The sequence below is a fragment of the Micromonospora sp. NPDC005206 genome (genome assembly GCF_040608175.1).
Lineage (GTDB): Bacteria > Actinomycetota > Actinomycetes > Mycobacteriales > Micromonosporaceae > Micromonospora.
Genome location: NZ_JBEXHU010000005.1, coordinates 234287 through 255781, shown reverse-complemented (window position 1 = coordinate 255781; position 21495 = coordinate 234287). Strand labels below are relative to the sequence as shown.

Genomic DNA, 21495 nt, shown 5'->3' with positions numbered 1-21495 from the left:
TACTACCGTGCAGAGGCTGTCCGAGATCGGAAGGACCCGCTCCATGCCCTTGTCGTACCCCCGGCCCCACCGACCGAACCACCGGCGGAGCGTCGCCGCCCTCGCCGCGACCCTGCTCACCGCCGGTCTCCTGGCCGCCTGCTCGGGTGAGGACGGGCCGGAACGCAGCGTCGACGCCTTTCTCGCGGGCTGGCGCAGCGGCGACCTCCAGGCGGTCGGCGTGGTCGACACGACCGGCGCCAAACTGCCGTCGACCGAGGTGGCGCGCGAGATCAAGGAGCTCTCCGGTGAGCTGGCGGCCACCCCGCCCACGCTGACCCGCCAAGGCGAGCCGAAGATCACCGCCGACACCGCGACCGCGAGCGTCCGGGTGGAGTGGCAGCTTCCCGGTCAGGTCCGCTGGGCGTACGACCGGGAGGTGCGGCTCACCCACGGCGACGACGACCAGTGGCAGGTGATCTGGGAGCCCCGGGTGGTGCACGAGCAGCTCACCAAGGGCGACCGGCTGGCCCTGCGCCGCGACACCGGCCCCCGGGCGGGGCTGCTGGACGGCGCCGGGCAACCGATCGTGACACCCCGCCCGGTGGTCCGGGTGGGTGTGCAGCCGCGTGAGGTCACCGACGTCAAGAAGCTGGTCAAGGACCTCGACGCGGCCTTCAAGGCGATCCGTCCGGCGCTGGTCCCCGCAGTCGACCTGTCCGATCTGCCCGAGCGGATAGCCAAGGCCGAGCCGGATGCCCTCGTCGAGGTGGTGACACTGCGCCAGGAGGCGTACCGGCAGATCAAGCCCCGGATCTACGACCTGCCCGGCACCAAGTTCCCGACCGACAAGCTCGACCTGGCGCCGACCCGGGAGTTCGCGCGGGCACTGCTCGGATCGGTCGACCCGGCGCAGGCCGACGACCTGGCCGCGCACCCGGACCGCTACGTCGCCGGTGACCTGGTCGGGCACGGCGGGCTCCAGGGCCGTTACGACGAGCGGCTGCGCGGCGGCCCGGGGCTGACCGTGCTGGTCGAGCGCCCCGCCGAGGACGGCAAGCTGGAATCCACCGGCACCGAGCTGTTCCGCCGGGAGCCGCAGCCCGGGCAGGCGTTGAAGACCACCCTGGACGTGGCCACCCAGAACGCGGCCGACGGGGCGCTGCGCGCCGAGCCGCGCCGGTCCGCCCTGGTGGCGGTGCGGATCAGCGACGGCGCGGTGCTCGCCGCGGCCAACGGGCCCGGGCCGGCCGGGGAGAACCTGGCCTTCACCGCCCAGGTGCCGCCGGGCTCGACGTTCAAGATGGTCAGCACGTTGGGCCTGCTGGATCGCGGCGCGGTCACGCTGGACGGGCCGGTGGCGTGCCCGAAGACCTTCACCGTCGACGGTCGGTCCTTCAAGAACTCGGACAACTTCGAGCTCGGCTCGGTGCCGTTCCGCACCGACTTCGCCAAGTCCTGCAACACGGCGTTCGCCTCGCTGGCGCCGAAGCTCGGCGGCGACGGGCTGGCCGCCGCCGGCCGCTCGCTGGGCCTGGAGGGGCAGTGGGACCTGGGCACGGACGCGTTCACCGGCAAGGTGTCGACGGGCGGCAGCCTCGCCGAGCAGGCCGCCGCCTCGTTCGGGCAGGGCACCACGCTGGTCAGCCCGCTGGCGATGGCCGGCGCCACCGCCACGGTCGCCCGGGGTGCCTTCATCCAGCCGAAGCTGCTGATCGACCCGGCGCCGGCCAAGCCGGCCGCGACCAGCGGACCGCTCAAGCCGCAGTCGATCGAGGCGCTGCGCACCATGATGCGCGAGGTGGTCACCGCCGGCAGCGGCAGCGCGCTCAAGGACGTCCCGGGCGGCGAGGTGTACGGCAAGACCGGCACCGCCGAGTACGACGACAACCCGGCCCACACGCACGCCTGGTTCGTCGGCTGGCGGGGTGACGTCGCGTTCGCCGTCTTCGTGGAGAAGGGCGGCGCCAGCACCGCGTCCGCCGTACCGATCACCGGGCGTTTCCTGCGCGCCCTCCCAACCCCCTGACCCACCCACCCCTCCTCGACTCGGGTGATCAAGAGGTTTGCGTCAGTTCTGAGCGGGATCCTGACGCGAACCTCTTGATCACCCGGGTGGCCAGGTGGGTGGGAGCGGGACGGGGGCAGTGAGTGGGTCAGGCGGTGTCGGCGTTGGAGCGGCCGGCGGGGTCCGGGGCGGCTGGCGAGGGTCGTCGTAGCAGGCCTGGGCCAGCCGACGCGGGCGGGCCGACCGGTTCCCGCTCGACCGGAGCGGGGGCGCCGGCCGGCTCCGAGTGGCCCGGGCCGAGGATCCCCAACGACTCCGGCTCGGCAGGGGCCGGAACGCCGCGAGGCAGCCGGCCCGCCGACGGGCGGACGCCGGAGGGCTCGGCGTCGGCGGGCGAGCCGGCAGTGACGGGGAGGTCGAGCGCGGCGGGATCGCCGAACCGTGCCTCGGCGCCGGTCGCGGGACGCGGCCCGTCGAGCCGCTCGGAATCGGCCCCGGGCCGACCCTTGCCGCGGCGCGGCGTTGGCGCCGGCCGGGCCGACAGCAACCGGGGCGGCACCGCCTCGGGGGCGGTCACCGGGGCCAGCCCGGCCACCACGGTGTTGACGATCTCGGCCGCGTAGGAGCCGTCCGGGTCGTAGTCGGGGTCGAAGACGGTCAGCTCGACGCCGAGGCAGTGCGGGGTGTCGACCAATCCGGCGAGCAGGATCTCCAGCTCGGCGAAGGCGATCCCGCCCGGGTCCGGCGCGTCCACCGCGGGCATCACCGCCGGGTCGAGCACGTCCACGTCGATGTGCACCCAGTAGCCCGCGCAGTCGGCGAGCTGCTCGTGGGCCCACTGGGCCGTCCGGGCGGCGCCCTCGGCGCGCAGCGCCGGCACCGGCCGGGTGACGATCCCGGCCGCCTGGAGGTCGAGCCGGTATTCGTCCTGCGCCCGGATGCCGAGCACCACCACGTCGATGTCACGGAAGTAGGGTCGGCGCCCCTCCAGCGCGGCCAGGTCGGCCTGCCCCCGCCCGGTGACCAGGGCCAAATCCTCGCCAGCCGCCGCACCCACGTAGGAGGCGTTGCCGGGGTGCCGGAAATCGGAGTGCCCGTCCACGAAGACCAGCCCGATCCGCCCGCCGACCGCCTCGCCGAGGCGGTGCATGGCCAGCGCCGACCCGAGCAGCACGGAGCAGTCGCCGCCCAGCACCACCGGGAACTCCCCCCGGTCGATGATGGAGCCGATCCGCTCGGCGAGCGCCAGCGAGTAGTCGGCGATCTCCCGGGCGTGGCACACCCCGTCGCCGGGCCGCCAGTCACCCGGGTCGTACCGGGGTGGGGTGAGGCAGCCGGCGTCGCGGGCCCGCAGTCGGGCCAGCAGGTCGTGGTCGCGCAGCGCGCCGGGCGCCTTCGCGCAGCCCGGGACCGAGGTGGACGTCGGCGGCCGCAGACCGAGATTTGTCGGCGCGTCGAGGACGGCGATCCGGCGCATCATGAGCTCCCGTCCTCGGTGGTCGGGCGGGCCGGCCGGAACGCCGGCCCGCGCTGGCGTGCTACGAACTCAGAACAGGGCGCTGGCCAGGGCCCGGCGTGCCGAGGCGACCGTCGGATCATCCGGGCCGGCGATGGTGAACAGTGAGACCAGGTGCTGGCGTACCGTCTCGCGGTCCTCGCCGACGGTGCGCCGGACGAGGCTGACGAGCCGGGCGTACGCCTGGTCGGCCAGGCCGCTGAGCACCTCGATGTCGGCGGCGAGCAGCTGGGCCGCCACGTCGTCGGGGGCACTCTCGGCGGCGGCCAGCGCGGTTGCCGGGTCGGCGCCGGCCACCCGGCGGGCAACTCCGACCTGGGCCAGGCCCGCCTCGGCGGCGGCGTCCGCCGGGCTGTCCGCCAGGATCTTGAAGTACGCCCGCTCGGCGGCGTCCAGATCGCCGCTCATCAGGGCGTCGTCCGCCTCGTCGAGGCGGGGGTCCTCCGGCTCGGCGACGGCCACGCCACCGGCCTTGAGCACGGCCTGGATCCACTGGCGCAGCTGCGCCTCGGGCACCACGCCGGAGAAGGCGTCGATCGGCTGGCCACCGACGACCGCGTAGACCATGGGGATGCCCTGGACCCGGAACATCTGGGCGATCCGGGGGTTCTCCTGCACGTCAACCCGTGCCAGCACCCATGCTCCGGCGCTCTCGGCGGCCAGCCGCTCCAGCACCGGGGCGAACTCGTCGCTCTCCGGGAAGCCGGCCGCGCCGAAGAAGACGATGACGGGCATGGCCATCGACCGCTCGAGCACGTCGGCCTGGATGGTCGCCTCGGTGACGTCGACGATGGCGGCGTTACCGCCGGCAGTGGGTGCGCCGGGAGTGCCGGCGGCCGGGCCGCCCTGCGGGGGTGTGCCGGGGCGGGTACTGGCTGGTGCGGGGCCGCGCAGCGTGCTGAGGTCGACCGCGCCGCGGGTGAAGATCGACGAGGTGATCCGTGGGTCGCTCATGGTTACCTAGTCTCGCACGTGAGCCCGCGATCTCCGCTCACCCGCAACTGGGACGTTGCAACTCTCACCCGCACCGCCACAACCCCCGTGATCATGCACTTTCCGCCCCGGAGATGCGGCATCTCCGGGGCGGCACGTGCAGGTTTGGCGGGGTGCGTCAGAAGCGCGCGGGTTCGCGGTACGTGCCCCATTCCGCCCGGAGGGCGTCGCAAATCTCACCGAGGGTGGCTTCGGCGCGGACGGCGTCGAGCATGGCGGGGACCATGTTCTGGTCGGTGCGACTGACGTCGACCATCCGGGCGACCGCCGCGCGGACCGCGGACTCGTCCCGGGCGCTCCTGCGCTCGGCGAGCACCCGGCGCTGCTCCAGCTCCACCTCGTGCGAGATGCGCAGGATCTCCAGCTCCTTGGCGACCGTGCCGGTGTGGCAGTTGACGCCGACGATCTTCTTGTCGCCCTTCTCCAGCGCCTGCTGGTAGACGAAGGCCGACTCGGCGATGTGCCCGGTGAACCAGCCGTCCTCGATGCCGCGCAGGATGCCGGAGGTCATCGGGCCGATCTGGTGCGGGCCCTCCCCGCCGAGCTGCCGGATCCGGGCGAAGATCTCCTCCGCCTCGGCCTCGATCTTGTCGGTCAGCGCCTCCACGTACCAGGAGCCGCCGAGCGGGTCGGCCACGTTGACCACGCCGGTCTCCTCCATCAGCACCTGCTGGGTACGCAGGGCGATCTCGGCGGACTCGTCGGTGGGCAGCGCCAGGGTCTCGTCCAGCGCGTTGGTGTGCAGCGAGTTGGTCCCGCCGAGCACCGCCGCGAGGGCCTCGACGGCGGTGCGTACGACGTTGTTGACCGGCTGCTGGGCGGTCAGCGACACCCCGGCGGTCTGCGTGTGGAACCGCAGCCAGAGGGCCTTCTCGCTGGTCGCTCCGTAGACCTCGCGCAGCCACCGGGCCCAGATCCGCCGGGCGGCGCGGAACTTGGCGATCTCCTCGAAGAAGTCGACGTGCGAGTCGAAGAAGAAGCTGAGCCCCGGCGCGAAGACGTTGACGTCCAGCCCGCGGCTCAAGCCCAGCTCCACGTAGCCGAAACCGTCGGCCAGGGTGTACGCCAGCTCCTGCGCGGCGGTCGAGCCGGCCTCGCGGATGTGGTAGCCGGAGACCGACAGCGGCTTGTAGCGCGGGATCTCCCGGGCGCAGTACTCCATCAGGTCGCCGATCAGGCGCAGGTGCGGCTCGGGGTCGAAGAGCCACTCCTTCTGCGCGATGTACTCCTTGAAGATGTCGGTCTGCAGCGTGCCGTCCAGCGTGGACAGATCCGCGCCCTGCCGCTCGGCGGCGACCAGGTACATGCAGAACACCGGCACGGCCGGGCCGGAGATCGTCATCGAGGTGGTGACGCCGGCCAGGTCGATGCCGTCGAAGAGCGCCGCCATGTCGGTGGCGGTGTCGATGGCGACGCCGCAGTGGCCGACCTCGCCGAGCGCCTGCGGGTCGTCGGAGTCGCGGCCCATCAGGGTCGGCATGTCGAACGCGACCGAGAGGCCACCACCGCCGGCGCCGAGGATCATCTTGTAGCGCTCGTTGGTCTGCTGGGCGTTGCCGAAGCCGGCGAACTGCCGGATCGTCCAGGTCCGCCCGCGGTAGCCGGTCGGATGCAGCCCCCGGGTGTACGGGTACTCGCCCGGCCAGCCGATCCGCTCGAACCCCGGGTAGGCGGCGCCCTCCGGCGGCCCGTACACCGGATCGACCGGCATCCCGGAGAGCGTGGTGAAGTCCGCGTCCCGCTTGCGCGCGGAGTCGTACCGGGCCTGCCAGCGTGCCCGTCCGGCGGCGATCTCGTCGGCGTCCATGCGCAGGGCTCCTCCTCGGTCCTCGACTGCACGTCGAGTGTAGAGCCCTTGCCTGAACGATCGCTAAGTCGCGTCGTACTGGCGGGTAACCTGAGCTGCGCCGATGGTCAGACGGCCGGCGTCGCCGGTCCGCCCATCGCCACGTCGTCGACCCGGATGTTGACCTCGTCCACCCGCAGCCCGTACGCCTCGACCGCCTCGGTGACCCGGGCCCGCACCTGGCCGGTGATCTCCGGCACCGGCTGACCGGCCTGGATGACCAGCACCAGGTTGACCACGGCCGCGTCCCCGGTCACGTGCGCCGAGCAGCCCCGCCGGGCATCGCCCACCTGGTCCAGCCCGACCCGGTCGAGGACCGAGTTGAAGAACCGGGCGACGTCCCCGCCCATCTCGGCCACCCCGGGCACCGCGCGGGCCGCCGCGACGGCGATCTTCTCGATCACCTCGTCGGAGACCTGCGTCGACCCGCCAGCCACCGACGGCACCGTGGTGAGCTCCTGCGTCGCCTCGTGGTTCACGTCCCGCTCCCCTGCTCCTCGCGCCACCGCGCCGGCACCCCGGCCGGCCCCCACCGCCGTGGGGCGGTGCGAGCCTACAAGGACGCCGGGACACGAGGGTGTCCCCGGTGGACGGTCAGCGGGCGACCTGGGTCAGCAGAGCGTCCGACGCCGCGTACGGGTCGAGGGCGCCCTCGGCGACCTTCGCGGCGAGCGCGGGCAGCTCCGTACCGTCGCGCAGGGAACCGATCCGGGCGCGGAGCACGCCGAGCGCGATGGCCTCGATCTCGGCTGCGGCCCGCGCCTCCTGGCGGCGGCGCAGCTCACCGTGCTCGACCAGCCAGCCACGGTGCTTGTCGATCGCGGCGGCGATGTCGTCGATGCCCTCACCGCGCGCGGCGACCGACCGGACCACCTGCGGCCGCCACATCCCCGGGCCGCGCTCACCGAGGGCGATCATGCCCTGGATGTCGCGGACGGTGGCGTCGGCGCCGTCCCGGTCGGCCTTGTTGACCACGAACACGTCGGCGATCTCCAGAATGCCGGCCTTGACCGCCTGGATCGCGTCGCCCATGCCGGGGGCGAGCAGCACCAGCGTGGTGTCGGCCAGCGAGGCGACCTCCACCTCGGCCTGCCCGACGCCGACGGTCTCCACCAGCACCACGTCGCAGCCGGCGCCCTCCAGCACCCGGACCGCCTGCGGCGTCGCCGCGGCCAACCCGCCGAGGTGCCCCCGGCTGGACATCGACCGGATGTAGACGCCCGGGTCGGTGGCGTGGTCCTGCATCCGCACCCGGTCACCGAGGATCGCGCCGCCGGTGAACGGGCTGGACGGGTCGACCGCCAGCACGCCGACCCGGTGACCGCGCGCCCGCAGCGCGCGGACCAGCTCGTTCGTGGTGGTCGACTTGCCCACGCCGGGCGAGCCGGTCAGCCCCACCACCTGGGCCTGGCCGGCGTACGGCGCCAGGGCCGCGGCGATCTCCGGCAGCAGCTCGTCGCCGTTCTCCACCAGCGTGATCAGTCGGGCCACCGCGCGGGGGTCACCCGCGCGGGCCCGCTCGACCAGCAGCGGTACGTCCCGGGTCCGGCGCACCGACGGTGCACCGGCCGCCGGAACGTGCTCGACCGCTTCACTCACTGGTTGGTCTCAGCCTTTCCCGGTACATGGATGATCAGGGCGTCCCCCTGGCCGCCGCCGCCACAGAGCGCCGCCGCGCCGGTGCCGCCGCCACGCCGCTTCAACTCCAGCGCGAGCGTGAGCACCAGCCGGGCGCCGGACATGCCGATCGGGTGCCCCAGCGCGATCGCGCCGCCGTTGACGTTGACCTTGTCCGGGCTGATGCCCAGGTCACGGGTGGACTGGATGCCGACCTGGGCGAACGCTTCGTTGATCTCGATGAGGTCCAGGTCCTCGACGCTCAGGCCGCCCTTCTTCAGGGCGTGGTTGATCGCGTTGGACGGCTGCGAGTGCAGGGAGTTGTCCGGGCCCGCCACGTTGCCGTGCGCGCCGATCTCGGCCAGCCAGGTCAGCCCCAGCTCCTTGGCCTTCGCCATGCTCATCACGACCACCGCGGCGGCGCCGTCGGAGATGGGCGAGGAGCTGCCGGCGGTGATGGTGCCGTCCTTGGTGAACGCGGGACGCAGCTTGGCCAGCGACTCGACAGTGGTGTCCGGGCGGATGCCCTCGTCCTCGCTGATCACCAGCGGGTCGCCCTTGCGCTGCGGGATCACCACGGGGGTGATCTCGTCGGCGAAGTGGCCGTTCTTCTGGGCGGCGGCGGCCCGCTGGTGGCTGGCCGCTGCGAAGGCGTCCTGCTCCTCGCGGGGGATGCCGTGCTTCGTGCCGAGCCGCTCGGTGGACTCGCCCATCGAGCAGCAGTCCCAGGCGTCGCTGAGCCCGTCGTGCGCCATGTGGTCCTTGACCACCACGTCGCCGTACTTGTAACCGGAGCGCTGGCCGAGCAGCAGGTGCGGGGCGTTGGTCATCGACTCCATGCCGCCGGCCACCACGATGTCGAACTCGCCGGCCCGGATGAGCTGGTCGGCCAGGGCGATCGCGTCCAGGCCGGAGAGGCAGACCTTGTTGATGGTCAGCGCCGGCACGGACATCGGCACGCCGGCCTCGACCGCCGCCTGCCGGGCCGGGATCTGACCGGCGCCGGCCTGCAGCACCTGCCCCATGATCACGTACTGGACCTGATCCGGGCTGACGCCGGCGCGCTCCAGCGCCGCCTTGATCGCGATCCCGCCGAGCTTCGTGGCCGGGAGGTCCTTGAGGTTGCCCAGCAGCCGCCCCATCGGGGTCCGCGCGCCGCTGACGATCACCGAAGCCATGCCTGCCTCCGAGGGGGGTGCCGAGCTGTACGCCTTTAACGATTGTTCGGCCAGACTAGCGCCATGGCTGAGAACTCCCCCGCCGAGCCCGGTGCGGACTACGTCACAGACATCGGGCTTCGCAAGATTGACCACGTCGGGATCGCCGTGGCCGACCTGGACGCCGCGATCGACTTCTACCAGCGAACGTTCGGAATGCGCTGCGTGCACACCGAGACCAACGCTGAGCAGGGCGTCCGGGAAGCGATGCTGGCCGTCGGGCCGACCGCCGAGGGCGGGTGCGTGCAGTTGCTCGCCCCGCTCACCCCGGAGTCGACGATCGCCAGGTTCCTGGACCGCAACGGGCCGGGCGTGCAGCAGGTCGCGTACACCGTGGTGGACATCGACGTGGCCTGCGCCGCGCTGCGGGCGCGCGGAATGCGGCTGCTCTACGACGCGCCGCGGCGCGGCACCGCCAACTCCCGGATCAACTTCGTGCACCCCAAGGACGCCGGCGGCGTCCTGGTCGAACTCGTCGAACCCGCCACCACCCACTGACCGTGCAAGGAAGGGCCCCTTCTTATCGCCTCGTGTATAGGAAGGGGCCCTTCCTAACACCGCCACGGCGGCTCGGAGGCCGGTGCGCGAGCGCGTGGGTGCGCGGTTGACGGGGTGCTCGGACACCTTCACGCATCGGCGGATGCAGTTTTTCACAGAGGACTTCCGGCTTTAGCTACCGTTCAGTAACGTCCCGGCTCACAGGAGCGCGACCGGTGCCGGATGTGTCGAATGCCGACATGGCGGTCGCGCCCACCGGCGCCGACGATGGCAGCACCCGGGCCCGTGCGGGTGCGGATGAACCGGAGGTCACCGTGCAGGACATCCTCGAAGCGATCATGGCGGCGGAGGAATCAAGCGATCCGGACCGCGAACTCGCCGGCGTCGGCGGGCTGCCCGTTCCGGAGAGCTACCGGGGCGTGGTCGTCCGCGCCGAAGAGGCCCGGATGTTCGACGGCATGGCCACCCGGGACAAGGACCCCCGCGAGGCGCTGCACGTGCAGGAGGTGCCGACGCCGGAGTTGGGGCCGGGCGAGGCGCTGGTGGCGGTGATGGCCAGCGCGATCAACTACAACACGGTGTGGACCAGCATCTTCGAGCCGCTGCCCACCTTCAAGTTCCTCCAGCGCTACGGCCGGATCTCGGAGCTGACCCGCCGGCACGACCTGCCGTACCACGTGGTCGGCTCGGACGCGGCCGGCGTGGTGCTGCGCACCGGCCCCGGGGTGACCCGGTGGGCCGCCGGCGACGAGGTGGTCGCGCACTGCCTCTCCGTTGAGCTGGAGGACGCGGCCGGGCACGACGACACCATGCTCGACCCGCAGCAGCGGATCTGGGGCTTCGAAACCAACTTCGGTGGGCTGGCCGAGCTGGCCGTGGTCAAGGCCAACCAGCTGATGCCCAAGCCGCGACACCTGAGCTGGGAGGAGGCGGCCAGCCCCGGGCTGGTCAACTCCACCGCGTACCGGCAGCTCGTCTCGCACCACGGCGCGAACATGAAGCAGGGCGACGTGGTGCTGATCTGGGGCGCCTCCGGCGGTCTCGGCGGGTACGCCACCCAGATGGCGCTGAACGGCGGGGCGATCCCGGTCTGCGTCGTCTCCTCGCCGGAGAAGGCCGAGCTGTGCCGCCGGATGGGCGCGGAGCTGGTCATCGACCGGGCGGCGGAGGGTTTCCGGTTCTGGAAGGACGAGGAGACCCAGGACCCGGACGAGTGGAAGCGCTTCGGCGAGCGGATCCGCGAGCTGACCGGCGGCGAGGACCCGGACATCGTCTTCGAGCACCCCGGCCGGGAGACCTTCGGCGCGAGCGTCTACGTGGCCCGGCGTGGTGGCACCATCGTCACCTGCGCGTCCACCAGCGGCTTCCAGCACCAGTACGACAACCGGTACCTGTGGATGCACCTCAAGCGGATCGTCGGCAGCCACTTCGCCAACTACCACGAGGCGTGGCAGGCCAACCGCCTGGTCGCGCTCGGCAAGGTGCACCCGACGGTGTCCCGGACCTACCCGTTGGAGCAGACCGGTCAGGCGGCGTACGAGGTGCACCGCAACGCCCACCAGGGCAAGGTCGGCGTGCGCTGCCTCGCCCCCGCCGACGGGCTGGGCGTACGCGACGGGGAGCTGCGGGCCCGGCACGAGGACGCGATCAACCGCTTCCGGGGGCACTGATCGGCACCCCCGGTCCGGGGCACTGACCGGGCCGCCGGCCGGACGGACGAGCCCCGGACGGCCAATGGGTGAACGGCCATTGTTCTTCCAACGCAATAGCGGGATACCCACCCGGATCGAACAAAGGGCCACGGGCACGTCCCGTGGCCCTTTTTCGCGTCACGCTGCGTGGCGTCCGACCCGCCCGGGACCTGCCAAGATCGCCCATTGGTCCGGCCTCGCTGAGCGTGGGAGTTGACCATGTAAAGAGGACACGAAAGCTGCGCACCGCTCTTGCGAAGCACCCTGGGGCGTCTGCCAGTATGTCCCAATGCCCCAGCAGCAGTCCTCCCCTCTCGCGTTCTTCGATAACGCGAACTCGCAGCCAGATTTCACCGTTGGCCTGCGCGGATACAACACCCACCAGGTCGACGACTTCATCGGCCGGATGACGGCCGCGCTGACCCAGTCCGAGCAGGCACGTGCCGAGGCCGAGCAGCGGATGAACGACGCCCAGCGTCGGCTCCGCCAAGCCGAACAGCGCATGAGTGCGCTGGAGCAGAAGCTCACCGACACGAACAAGCAGCTCGAGGAGAACAGCCGGCCCACCCTCTCCGGGCTCGGCACCCGCGTCGAGCAGATCCTCCGGCTCGCCGAGGAGCAGGCCAACGACCACCGCAACGAGGCCAAGCGCGAGTCGGAGGGCATCCTCTCCGCCGCCCGCCTCGAGGCTCGTGAGATCACCGACAAGGCCCGCGCCGAGGCCGCCGCGATGAAGGCCAGCGCCGAGCGCGAGGCCGGCAACCTGCGCACCGCCGCCGAGCGCGAGGCCGCCGAGGTCCGGGTGCAGGCCCGCCGCGAGGCCGACACGCTGCGCGCCGACGCCGACCGCGAGACCAAGCAGCTGCGTACCGTCACCGCGCACGAGGTGGCCGAGCTGAAGTCGACCGTGGAGCGGGAGGTGGCCACCCTCCGGGCCACCGCCGAGCGCGAGATCACTCAGCAGCGGGCCAAGGCGGCCCGGGAGGCCGAAGAGAAGCGCGCCGAGGCGACCAAGCTGCTCACCGACGCGCGGGACAAGCGCGACAAGGACCTCCAGGCCCTGGAGCTCCAGTTGGCCGAGCGGCGCGAGAAGTCCGAGCGCGAGGAGTCCGAGCGGCACGCCGCCCAGGTGGCGCAGACCCAGAAGATGGTCAGCGAGGCCGAGCAGCGCGCCCGGGCCGCGCAGGAGCGTGCCAAGGAGATCGAGCAGCGCGCCGAGGCCCGCCGGGTCGAGTCGGAGCGCAGCGCCAACGAGACGATCGACAAGTCCAAGGCGCTGTCCGAGAAGACGTTCAACGAGGCCAAGGCCGAGTCGCAGCGCCTGCTCACCGAGGCCCGCACCGAGGCGGAGCTGACCACCCAGGCCGCCCGCCGCGAGGTCGAGGACCTCACCCGGCAGAGGGACGCGGTCACCTCGCAGCTCGGTCAGATGCTCTCCGGGCTCGCCGGCATCGTCCCCGGCGTTCCGGCGGCGAAGCCGGAAGCCAAGCCGGAAGCCAAGAAGGCCGACGGCGGTCAGGAGCGGGTGACCGCGGAGACCGCCGGCTGACCCGAGGCGTCAGGTCGGGGCATCGACGGCGCGAGGTGACACCGGGTGACCGGTGACACCTCGCGCCGTATGCGTTTCCCACCCCTTGACATCCCGCTCTGCGTACGGAGTGAAGTAGCTCCCACAAGGGGCGTCCGTATCGCCCCAGCCGGGCCCGATGCGTGTGAGGATGGGGGCATGTCGCACGGCGAGGAACTGTTTGCACTCGGCGGGGACGTGACCACGGAGCCCAGCTTCGAGTCCGCTCTGCGGGGTTACGAGAAACGACAGGTCGACCGGTACGTGGCGCGTGCCGAGCACGAGATCGCCACCCTCGCCGCCGAACGGGAACAGGCGTACACACAGATCCACAAGCTCGCCGGCCAGGTCGAGGTGCTCCAGCGGGACCTCGCCCAGGTGCGCAAGCAGATGAACGTGGTGGACCGCGCCTCGTTCCGACACCTCGGCCCCCGGGTCGAGTCGATCCTCACCCTCGCCGAGGAGCAGGCTGAGCAGATCCTCTCCACGGCGAACGAGGAGATCGAGGCCCGTCGCGCCGCCGCCGAGCACATCATCGAGGAGGCCCGCGAGCAGGCCGCCCGGGCACTGAAGGATTTCGAGATCGCTCTCGCCGCCCGGCGCGCGGAGGAGGAGCGGCACAGCGCCGCCCGCCGCGCCGAGGCGGAGTCGACCCTGCGGTCGGCCAAGGACGAGTCGGAGAAGCTGCGCAAGACGGCGCAGGACGCGCTGGCGAAGGCCCAGCAGGAGGCCACCCAGCTGCGGGACACCGCCAAGGAAATCCACACCCGGGCCCAGCAGGAATCCACGAAGCTGCGCGAAACGGCCCGCGAGGCGCTGGCCACCGCCCGGCAGGAGGCCGGCGAGCTGCGCGAGGCCGCCAAGGAGGTGCACGCCAAGGCCCTTCAGGAGGCCAAGCGGCTCACCGACACGGCGACCGAGGCCGGCCGGGCCACCCACGCCAAGGCGCAGCGGGAAGCCAAGCAGATCATCGACGACGCGTCGATGGCCGGGCGGGCCACCCGGGCGAAGGCCCAGCAGGAGGCGGAGCGGGTGGTCACGCAGGCCACCGAGTCGGCCAAGCGCAGCCGGACCGAGACCGAGTCGTACGTGCAGCGGATGCGCAGCGAGACCGAGGCGTACGTGCAGCACGCGCGGGCGCAGACCCAGCAGGAGCTGGGCGCCTGGCGGGCCGGGGTGGAGCAGGAGGTCAACTCCCGACGGGAGACGGCCGACCGGGAGCTGGCCCAGCGGCGGTCCGCCGCCGAGCAGGAGTTCGCCAAGCGCCGCGACGAGCTGGAAAAGCAGTACAAGTCCCGCCTGCACGAGCTGGAGACCGGCTTCACCAGCCGTCAGCAGGAGCTGGAAACCACGTTCGGCGGCCGCCAGCAGGAGCTGGAGACGGGCTTCACCACCCGTCGCGACCAGTTGGAAACCGAGTACTCCAGCCGCAAGAACGAGCTGGAGACCGAGTACGCCACCCGCAAGAACGAGATCGAGCAGGGCGCCGCGGCGGTCCGCCAGGCGGCTGAGCAGGACGCACTGACCATGCGCCTGCGGGCCGAGGAGGAGGCCACCACGCTGCTGAGCCGGTCCGAGACCGAGGCGGGCGACAAGCGCCGCGAGGCGGACGAGCATGTCGCGGCTTCCCGCCGCCAGTTCGAGGAGTACGCGGCCACCACGCAGCAGCACCTGGCCACCACCCAGCAGCACCTGGCGGCCACCCAGCAGGAGGCGGCCGCCGGCCGGCAGCAGCTCGCCCAGGTGATGCTGGAGATCGCCCAGGCCCAGCAGCAGCTCGCCGACCTGCGGCAGGAGACCTGGAAGTCCCGGCAGGAGTCCGACGAGCTCCAGCGTCAGGTGGCCGAGCTGCGGTTGCAGAGCGCCACCGTTCCGGCCGCCGGCGACGGCCCGGCCACCAGTCCCGCGCCCGCCGCAGCGGCCACCGGAGCCGCACCCGCCAGGACGGCGAACGGCGTGGCCGCCGGGACCGCTACGACGGCGAACGGCACGGCAACCGCCGGGGCCGGCACGGCCAACGGGATCAAGGCCGATCCCGCCGACGCCGCGCGGCCCGCCGGCCCCGCACAGCCCGGCGACGCCGGACAGCCCGCCGACGCCCGACAGCCGGCCGACACACGACAGCCCGCCGACGCCCGACAGCCGGCTGATGCCGCCCGCCCGACCGAGGCCGGACAGCCCGCCGACGCCGGACAGTCGGCGGACGCCGGGGACGAGCCGGAAACGGACTCCGGGCAGACCAGGACCAAGCCGGTCGCCGAGCCGGTGACCACTGTCGACGGCGGCGGGGCCAGCGCCGGGGTGGACGGCGAGCCGACCGTGGCCGCTGTCCCAGGGGAGGGCGGCCGGGGCGCCAAGCCGACCAAGATCACCAGCACCGGCGAGAACGGCAAGCGTCCCAGCAAGCCGACCACCGACGAGCGCAGCGCCAAGCCCAGCAAGGTCACTGTCGAGAAGGACTGACCGGTACGGCGACACCGCGCGCCCGCGCACGAGTCACGGCAAACTTGGACAGTTTCCGTTCACGCGTAACGGAAACTGTCCAAGATCTGTGTGCCGGGAGCCGGGTGTCAGATCAGGGCCCGGTGGCGGGCGGGTCGATGACCGGACGGCGGAACGGGCCCCAGGCCACGAAGCGTTCGAACAGCTCCCGTGGTGTCGGCCCGCCGTAGGGGTTGAGCTGGTACAGGTCATGCGCCGCCTCGTGATAGAGCCCGGCCAGGTAGATGGTCAGGGCCGCCGGGTCCGCGTCGAACTCCGCCTTCAGCAGCAGCCGAGCCTCCGCGCACGGCCACGGCCGGCCGTCGGCACGGCAGCACCACATCGGCCGCAGCGGGGTGTGCGGCGTCCGGTCACCGCAGGGTCGGGGATGCGAGGGGTACGGCCCGAGCCGCGGCTGTGGCAGCCCGGACCTCGGCGTACGGGCTGGGTGCGGCCGGCCGGAGTCCGGCGAGCAGCCAGCGGACGACCTCGGCGCCGGCCCGGCGCGCAGGGACCGTCCGAGGCGGCCGGCGCGGCTGGAGCGGGGCATGGGGTACCTCCTCGGCTGGGGCACGGGACGCGTACGGCGGCCCGGCGCGGTGGGGGACCGGAGTGACCGGCAGCAGATCCGGTACGTGACAGTCTGCTGATCGCACCGCTACGGTCGGAAGGCGTCGGCGCTTCCCCAGGCGTGACTGCGTCGGTGACGCGACCCGCCGGGCGAGCCGGTGGAGAGGACCTGCGACCTGCGGAGGCACTGTGGAAGGCGACGCCGCGCCGACGGCCGACATGATCCGCGCTCAACTGCGGCGGCTGCGGACGGCCGCCGGGATGAGCCAGGAGGAGTTCGGCCGGCTGGTGCACTACTCCGGCTCGATGGTGTCCGCTCTGGAGCTGGGTCAGCGTCCGCTGGACCGGCTGTTCCTGGCCCGCGCCGACGAGGTGCTGGCCACCGGCGGCCTGCTGGTCTACCTGCTCAAGCTCGCCGAGCGGGACGGCCAGCCGAGCTGGTTCCGACCCTGGCTGGACGCCGAGCGCAGCGCCCGCCAGCTGCGCTGCTTCCAGCCCACACTGATCCCCGGCCTGCTACAGACCGAGAACTACGCCCGCGCGGTCATTCGGTGCGACGACCTGCTCAGCGACGACGAGGTGGAACGTCGGGTGCACGCCCGGCTGGACCGACAGTCGCTGCTGATCCAGCCGGAACCGCCGCAGTTCATCGCGGTCGTCGACGAGTTGGTGCTGCGGCGTGCCGGGGAGGACGTGCGAGGGCTGTTGGTCGAGCAGATCACGCATCTGGTCGCCAGCCTGGAACGGCCACACATCAGTCTGCACATCATCCCGGCCGAGGTCGGGCTGCACGTCGGCCTGTCGGGGCCGTTCAATCTGGCGCGGGGCGAGGACGGTGGTTGGGTGGGCCACATGGAGCACCAGATTGACGGCCTCGTCGTCGATGGCGACCATGAGGTGGCTACGCTGCTGGCTCGCTGGGAGATGATCAGGAACAGTGCGCTGTCCCGCCGGCAGTCGATCGAGCTGATGAAGGAAGTTGTGACCTCATGGACCTGACCGACGCCCGGTGGCGGACGTCCAGCCGGAGCGGCAACGGAGAGTGTGTCGAGGTGGCGGACAATCTGCCCGGGGTGGTGGGCGTGCGAGACAGCAAGGACCCGACCGGCCCGGTGCTGGTGTTCGCGCCGTCCGCCTGGCGGGCGTTCGTCGCCGTCGCCCGTCGCCCCACCGTCTGACCCGGGAGGTCCCTGGTGCCGCAGCACGGCCCGCCGGCCGACGATCCGGACGCAACCCCCGCTCCCCCGCCGGCCGGTCCCCCGGCGGCCGAGACGCCACACCCGGTGCCGATCCCCGGCCCGGGCGTCGACCCGGACGAGCCGCCGGCCGTCCCGTCCGGCAAGTTCGGTACGCCGGGGCGTCCGCTGCGGCGCAGCAGCTTCCTGCTCGGCTTCACGGGCGCGCTCGGCGTGCTGCTGGCGTACACCCTCTATCTGGGGATTCGTAACGCCGGCGGCATCCTGGTGCTGGTGGTGATCGCGCTCTTCCTGGCGGTCGGTCTCTACCCGGCGGTGGCCCGGCTGCGCCGCTGGGGGCTGCCCCACGGCCTGGCGGTCGCGGTGGTGGCGCTGACCGTGGTGCTGCTGCTCTGCGGCGGCGTGGTGGCGCTGGTCCCGCCGATCGTGACCCAGTCCGGGCAGTTCATCGACCAACTGCCGACGTACGTCGAGGAGCTGCGCCGAAACCCGACGGTCAACGACCTGGTGGAGCGGTACGACCTGGTGAAGCGGGTGCAGGGTGCGGTCAACGCGGGCACCGTCGGCCGGGCTCTCGGCGGGGTGCTCGGCGGCGCCCAACTGATCTTCGGCACGGTGTTCCGGGCGTTGACCGTGCTGGTGCTGACCATCTACTTCCTGGCGTACTTCAACCGGCTGCGTTCTCTGGGCTACGCGCTGGTGCCCCGGACGCGACGCGAGCGGGTGCAGCTGATCGGCGACGAGATCCTGGCCAAGGTGGGCGCTTACATGGTCGGCGCGCTCAGCATCGCGGTGCTGGCCGGCGCGACCACCTTCGTCTTCGCGTTGATCGTCGGGTTGCCGTACCCCTTCGCGCTGGCCGTGGTGGTCGCGGTGACCGACCTGATCCCGCAGATCGGCGCCACCCTGGGTGCGGTGGTCGTGAGCCTGGTCGGCTTCGCCACCGACCTGCCGACCGGCATCGCCTGCGCGGTCTTCTTCCTCATCTACCAGCAGGTGGAGAACTACCTGATCTACCCGAAGGTGATGCGACGCTCGGTGGAGGTCAACGAGGTGGCCGCCCTGCTGGCCGCGCTGCTCGGGGTGGCGCTGCTGGGCGTGGTGGGCGCGCTGATCGCCATCCCCACGGTGGCCGCGCTGCAACTGATCCTGCGCGAGGTGGTGCTGCCCCGCCAGGAGACCCGCTGAGCCGTGCGGGTCAGTCCGCCCGGCCGGCGGGCGGACCGGGAACGGGCGTGTCGGCGAACGAGGCCACCGTCCGGTCGGCGTACGCGCTGACGTCGCCGGTCTCCATCGGGCCGTCCCAGGTCGTCGGCAGAGGCACCTCGACCGCCGGGTTCACCCGGCGGACGATCTCGTCGAGCACCGTCTCCGCGTCACCGACCCAGAGGTGCTTGGCGTTCGGCACGCCCACCACCTCGGCCTGCGGAACCGCGGCGAACCGCTCCCCGGCCTCGGCCGGGCGCAGGTAGTCGTCGAACTCCGGCACCAGGGCCACCAGCGGGCGACCGGAGCCGGCCCAGGTGGCCAGATCCTCGGGAGCCGAGAAGCGCAGCGGCGGGGAGAGCAGGATCGCGCCCGCCACCGCCGGGTCGCAGCCGTACTTGAGCGCCAGGTCGGTGCCGAACGACCAGCCGACCAGCCAGATGTTGGGCAGCTCGGCGAACTCCGCGTACTCGATGGCGGCGGCCACGTCGTAGCGCTCGCCGACGGCCTCGTCGAAGGCCCCCTCGCTGGTGCCGCGCATGCTGCTGGTCCCCCGGGTGTTGAACCGGAGCACGGCCACGTCGGCCAGCGCCGGCAGCCGCCAGGCCGCCTTGCGGAACACGTGGCTGTCCATCATCCCGCCGTGGGTGGGCAGCGGGTGCAGGCAGACCAGGGTGGCCGCCGGCGGCCGGTCGACCGGCAGTGCCAGCTCACCGACCAGCCGCAGACCGTCGGCGGTGTGCAACTCGATGTCCTCCCGGCGACCGGGCAGGACCGACGACGCGCGGATCGGTGTGCTCACCCGTCAAGTCTGGCGCGAAGCCGCCGCCTTCGCCCGCCCGGGCGCGAACAGGGTGATCCAGATCGCTCAGCCGTGGCGCGGGGCGCCCCGGCCGCGCTGCGCCGCCGGGCCACGCCGCTCCCGTGCGCGCCAGCAGCCGCTGTGCCAGTGCCGCCGGTCGGTCAGGTCACCCAGGCCGTCCGCCGGCCAGGCCACCAGGTGCGCCACCCCGGGCCGGATCTCCTGGTCACAACCGGGGCAGCGGTACGTCTTGACCGACGCGCCCGCGCCGATCCCGCGTACCTGCCAGGCGCCGTCGGTCCACTGCTGCACCGAGGCGACGCCCTGCCGGACACGGTCGGCGTCCAGGTTGGCGTTCTCGTCCCGGCGAGGGCGGTTGCGACGGGGGCTCACAACTACCAAGCGTACGGTCCGTCGGGCGGGACGACCTCGCGGCCGGCCCCGCCCGACGCAGAGATCACTCAGACGCCGCCGGGACCGTCCGGCGTTGACCCGGTCAGCGGTGCGAGTGGTCGCGGAAGCCCCGGCGGGTCTTGCGGCCCAGGTAGCCGGCGGTGACCAGGTGCTCCAGCAGCGGCGCGGGCGCGAAGCCCGGCTCGCGCAGCTCCAGGTACAGCTCCCGCTGAATGGCCAGCGAGACGTCCAGCCCGACCACGTCGAGCAGCTCGAACGGGCCCATCGGGTAGCCGCAGCCCAGCTTCATCGCGTGGTCGATGTCGTCGGCCGTGGAGTAGCTGGCCTCCAGCATCTTCACCGCGTCGTTCAGATACGGGAAGAGCAGCGCGTTCACGATGAACCCGGACCGGTCGCCGCACACCACGCCGGTCTTGCCCAGCGCGGCACACACCGCCCGGGCGGTCGCCGTGGTCTCCGGGGAGGTACGGATGGTGCGGACCACCTCGACCAGCGGCATGATCGGCGCCGGGTTGAAGAAGTGCAGCCCCACCACGTCGGCGGGCCGCTGGGTGGCCATCGCCACGTCGATCACCGGCAGGGACGAGGTGGTGGTCGCCAGCACCACGCCCGGCTTGCAGATCTCGTCGAGGCTGGCGAAGAGCGCCTTCTTCACGCTCAACTCCTCGACCACCGCCTCGACCACCAGGTCGACGTCGGCGAGGTGGTCGAGCGTGGCCGACCAGCTGATCCGGCCCAGGGCGGCGTCCCGGTCGGCCTCGGCGAGCTTGCCGCGCACCACGCCCTTGTTCAGCGAGGTCTTCACCGCCTCGCACACCTTCGCGGACTTCTCCGCGCCCCGGGTCACCGAGATGACCTCGTAGCCGGCCTTCGCGAAGACCTCGATGATGCCGGTGGCCATCGTCCCGGAGCCCACCACGCCCACCTTGGCGATGGCGCGCGCGCCGTCGGCGAGCGCGGCCTCCGTGGCCAGCGGCGTCGCCTCGTCGGGTACGACCACCGGGGAACCGGGCCGTTCGTAGGTGTAGAAGCCCCGGCCGGACTTCCGGCCCAGCAGCCCCGCGGTGACCATCTGCTTGAGCAGCGGCACCGGGGCGTGCCGGCGGTCCCGCCCGCCGCGCCGGTACATGGTGTCCAGGATCTCGTACGCGGTGTCCAGGCCGATGAGGTCCATCAACGCCAGCGGACCCATCGGCAGGCCACAGCCGAGCTTCATCGCGGCGTCGATGTCCTCCCGCGTCGCGTAGTGCGACTCGAACATCCCGACCGCGTGGTTCAGGTAGCCGAAGAGCAGCGCGTTGGCGATGAAACCGGCCCGGTCGTTGATGGTGACGTCGACCTTGCCGAGCCGTGCGCAGAGCGCCTCCACGTCGGCGACCACCTCGGCCGAGGTGACCACGGTCCGGACCACCTCGACCAGCTTCATCACCGGCGCCGGGTTGAAGAAGTGGATGCCGATGACCTGGTTGGGCCGGTGGGTGGCCACCGAGATCTCGGTGACGCTCAACGAGGAGGTGTTGGTCGCCAGGATCGCCTCGGGCTTGCAGACCCGGTCCAGCTCGGCGAAGATCCGCTGCTTCAGGTCCAGGTGCTCGGGCACCGCCTCGATGACCAGGTCGACGGAGTGCAGCGCGTCCAGCCCGACCGCGAAGTGCACCCGGCCGAGCAGCGCGTCCCGGTCCTCCGGTGCGAGCTTGCCCTTGGCCACCGCCCGGTCCGTGGAGCCGGTGAGGTTGACCCGGCCACGCTCCAGCGCCGGCTCGGAGATCTCCACCGCGACGACGTCGATGCCGTTGCGGGCGAAGACCTCGACGATGCCGGCACCCATGGTGCCCAGCCCCACCACACCCACGGTGCTGAACTCGCGCGCCACGACCGGCCTCCCCAGACACTC

The 21495-nt window shown here is 72.3% G+C and carries 18 protein-coding genes; 8 read left to right on the top strand and 10 right to left on the bottom strand.

All coding sequences use genetic code 11. The annotated features are described in order from the left end of the window. The first annotated feature begins 43 nt into the window (after nt 1–43). Nucleotides 44–2008, top strand: coding sequence for a penicillin-binding transpeptidase domain-containing protein (locus ABZU69_RS09325; protein ID WP_354963880.1), 1965 nt, complete (start codon nt 44–46; stop codon nt 2006–2008). 127 nt (nt 2009–2135) lie between these two features. Here the strand turns inward: ABZU69_RS09325 and ABZU69_RS09320 are convergent, their stop codons facing one another. The 6 genes from ABZU69_RS09320 to ABZU69_RS09295 form a co-directional block, all read right to left on the bottom strand. Next, on the bottom strand, nt 2136–3467 hold the full coding sequence (locus ABZU69_RS09320) for an arginase family protein (RefSeq protein ID WP_354963879.1): 1332 nt from the start codon (nt 3465–3467) through the stop codon (nt 2136–2138). 66 nt (nt 3468–3533) lie between these two features. Then, entirely contained in the window at nt 3534–4457 is a 924-nt protein-coding gene (locus ABZU69_RS09315; RefSeq protein ID WP_354963878.1) for a tetratricopeptide repeat protein, read from the bottom strand. Nucleotides 4458–4614: 157 nt separating this feature from the next. Beyond that, nucleotides 4615–6303 (bottom strand): methylmalonyl-CoA mutase family protein, encoded by a 1689-nt coding sequence (locus ABZU69_RS09310; protein ID WP_354963877.1) that lies wholly within the window; start codon nt 6301–6303, stop codon nt 4615–4617. Nucleotides 6304–6410: 107 nt separating this feature from the next. Then, on the bottom strand, nt 6411–6821 hold the full coding sequence (locus tag ABZU69_RS09305) for an Asp23/Gls24 family envelope stress response protein (RefSeq protein WP_354963876.1): 411 nt from the start codon (nt 6819–6821) through the stop codon (nt 6411–6413). 115 nt (nt 6822–6936) lie between these two features. Continuing rightward, nucleotides 6937–7941 (bottom strand): methylmalonyl Co-A mutase-associated GTPase MeaB, encoded by a 1005-nt coding sequence (gene meaB, locus ABZU69_RS09300; RefSeq protein WP_354963875.1) that lies wholly within the window; start codon nt 7939–7941, stop codon nt 6937–6939. Then, entirely contained in the window at nt 7938–9137 is a 1200-nt protein-coding gene (locus ABZU69_RS09295; RefSeq protein WP_354963874.1) for an acetyl-CoA C-acetyltransferase, read from the bottom strand. Before ABZU69_RS09295 ends, meaB begins: the two co-directional genes overlap by 4 nt. Before the next feature lie 63 nt (nt 9138–9200). Between ABZU69_RS09295 and mce the strand changes: the two genes are divergently transcribed. The 4 genes from mce (at nt 9201) to ABZU69_RS09275 (ending at nt 15395) form a co-directional block, all read left to right on the top strand. Next, nucleotides 9201–9674, top strand: a complete 474-nt coding sequence (gene mce, locus ABZU69_RS09290) for a methylmalonyl-CoA epimerase (RefSeq protein WP_354963873.1) — start codon at nt 9201–9203, stop codon at nt 9672–9674. 314 nt (nt 9675–9988) lie between these two features. Further along, a complete protein-coding gene (gene ccrA / locus ABZU69_RS09285) occupies nt 9989–11344 on the top strand; it encodes a crotonyl-CoA carboxylase/reductase (RefSeq protein ID WP_354964016.1) in 1356 nt (451 codons plus the stop codon). 310 nt (nt 11345–11654) lie between these two features. After that, complete coding sequence (locus tag ABZU69_RS09280; protein ID WP_354963872.1) at nt 11655–12914, top strand: cell division protein DivIVA; 1260 nt, start codon at nt 11655–11657, stop codon at nt 12912–12914. Nucleotides 12915–13091: 177 nt separating this feature from the next. Next, nucleotides 13092–15395 carry a hypothetical protein gene (locus ABZU69_RS09275; RefSeq protein WP_354963871.1) on the top strand — a complete coding sequence of 768 codons (2304 nt, stop codon included), beginning with the start codon at nt 13092–13094 and terminating at the stop codon, nt 15393–15395. A gap of 112 nt (nt 15396–15507) precedes the next feature. Here the strand turns inward: ABZU69_RS09275 and ABZU69_RS09270 are convergent, their stop codons facing one another. Next, nucleotides 15508–15837 (bottom strand): hypothetical protein, encoded by a 330-nt coding sequence (locus tag ABZU69_RS09270; RefSeq protein ID WP_354964015.1) that lies wholly within the window; start codon nt 15835–15837, stop codon nt 15508–15510. 335 nt (nt 15838–16172) lie between these two features. Between ABZU69_RS09270 and ABZU69_RS09265 the strand changes: the two genes are divergently transcribed. From ABZU69_RS09265 to ABZU69_RS09255, 3 genes are all read left to right on the top strand, one after another. After that, the gene (locus ABZU69_RS09265) at nt 16173–16982 is read left to right on the top strand and encodes a helix-turn-helix transcriptional regulator (protein ID WP_354963870.1); all 810 of its coding nucleotides are present in this window, start codon (nt 16173–16175) and stop codon (nt 16980–16982) included. Further along, nucleotides 16973–17161 (top strand): DUF397 domain-containing protein, encoded by a 189-nt coding sequence (locus ABZU69_RS09260; protein WP_354963869.1) that lies wholly within the window; start codon nt 16973–16975, stop codon nt 17159–17161. Before ABZU69_RS09265 ends, ABZU69_RS09260 begins: the two co-directional genes overlap by 10 nt. Before the next feature lie 111 nt (nt 17162–17272). After that, complete coding sequence (locus ABZU69_RS09255; RefSeq protein WP_354964014.1) at nt 17273–18367, top strand: AI-2E family transporter; 1095 nt, start codon at nt 17273–17275, stop codon at nt 18365–18367. 10 nt (nt 18368–18377) lie between these two features. Here the strand turns inward: ABZU69_RS09255 and ABZU69_RS09250 are convergent, their stop codons facing one another. From ABZU69_RS09250 to ABZU69_RS09240, 3 genes are all read right to left on the bottom strand, one after another. After that, entirely contained in the window at nt 18378–19187 is an 810-nt protein-coding gene (locus ABZU69_RS09250) for an alpha/beta hydrolase (RefSeq protein ID WP_354963868.1), read from the bottom strand. A gap of 66 nt (nt 19188–19253) precedes the next feature. After that, nucleotides 19254–19580: a hypothetical protein gene (locus ABZU69_RS09245; protein ID WP_354963867.1), complete on the bottom strand. Its 327-nt coding sequence runs from the start codon at nt 19578–19580 to the stop codon at nt 19254–19256. A 103-nt stretch (nt 19581–19683) separates the two neighbouring features. Further along, nucleotides 19684–21474, bottom strand: coding sequence for a 3-hydroxybutyryl-CoA dehydrogenase (locus ABZU69_RS09240; RefSeq protein ID WP_354963866.1), 1791 nt, complete (start codon nt 21472–21474; stop codon nt 19684–19686). Nucleotides 21475–21495: the final 21 nt, after the last annotated feature.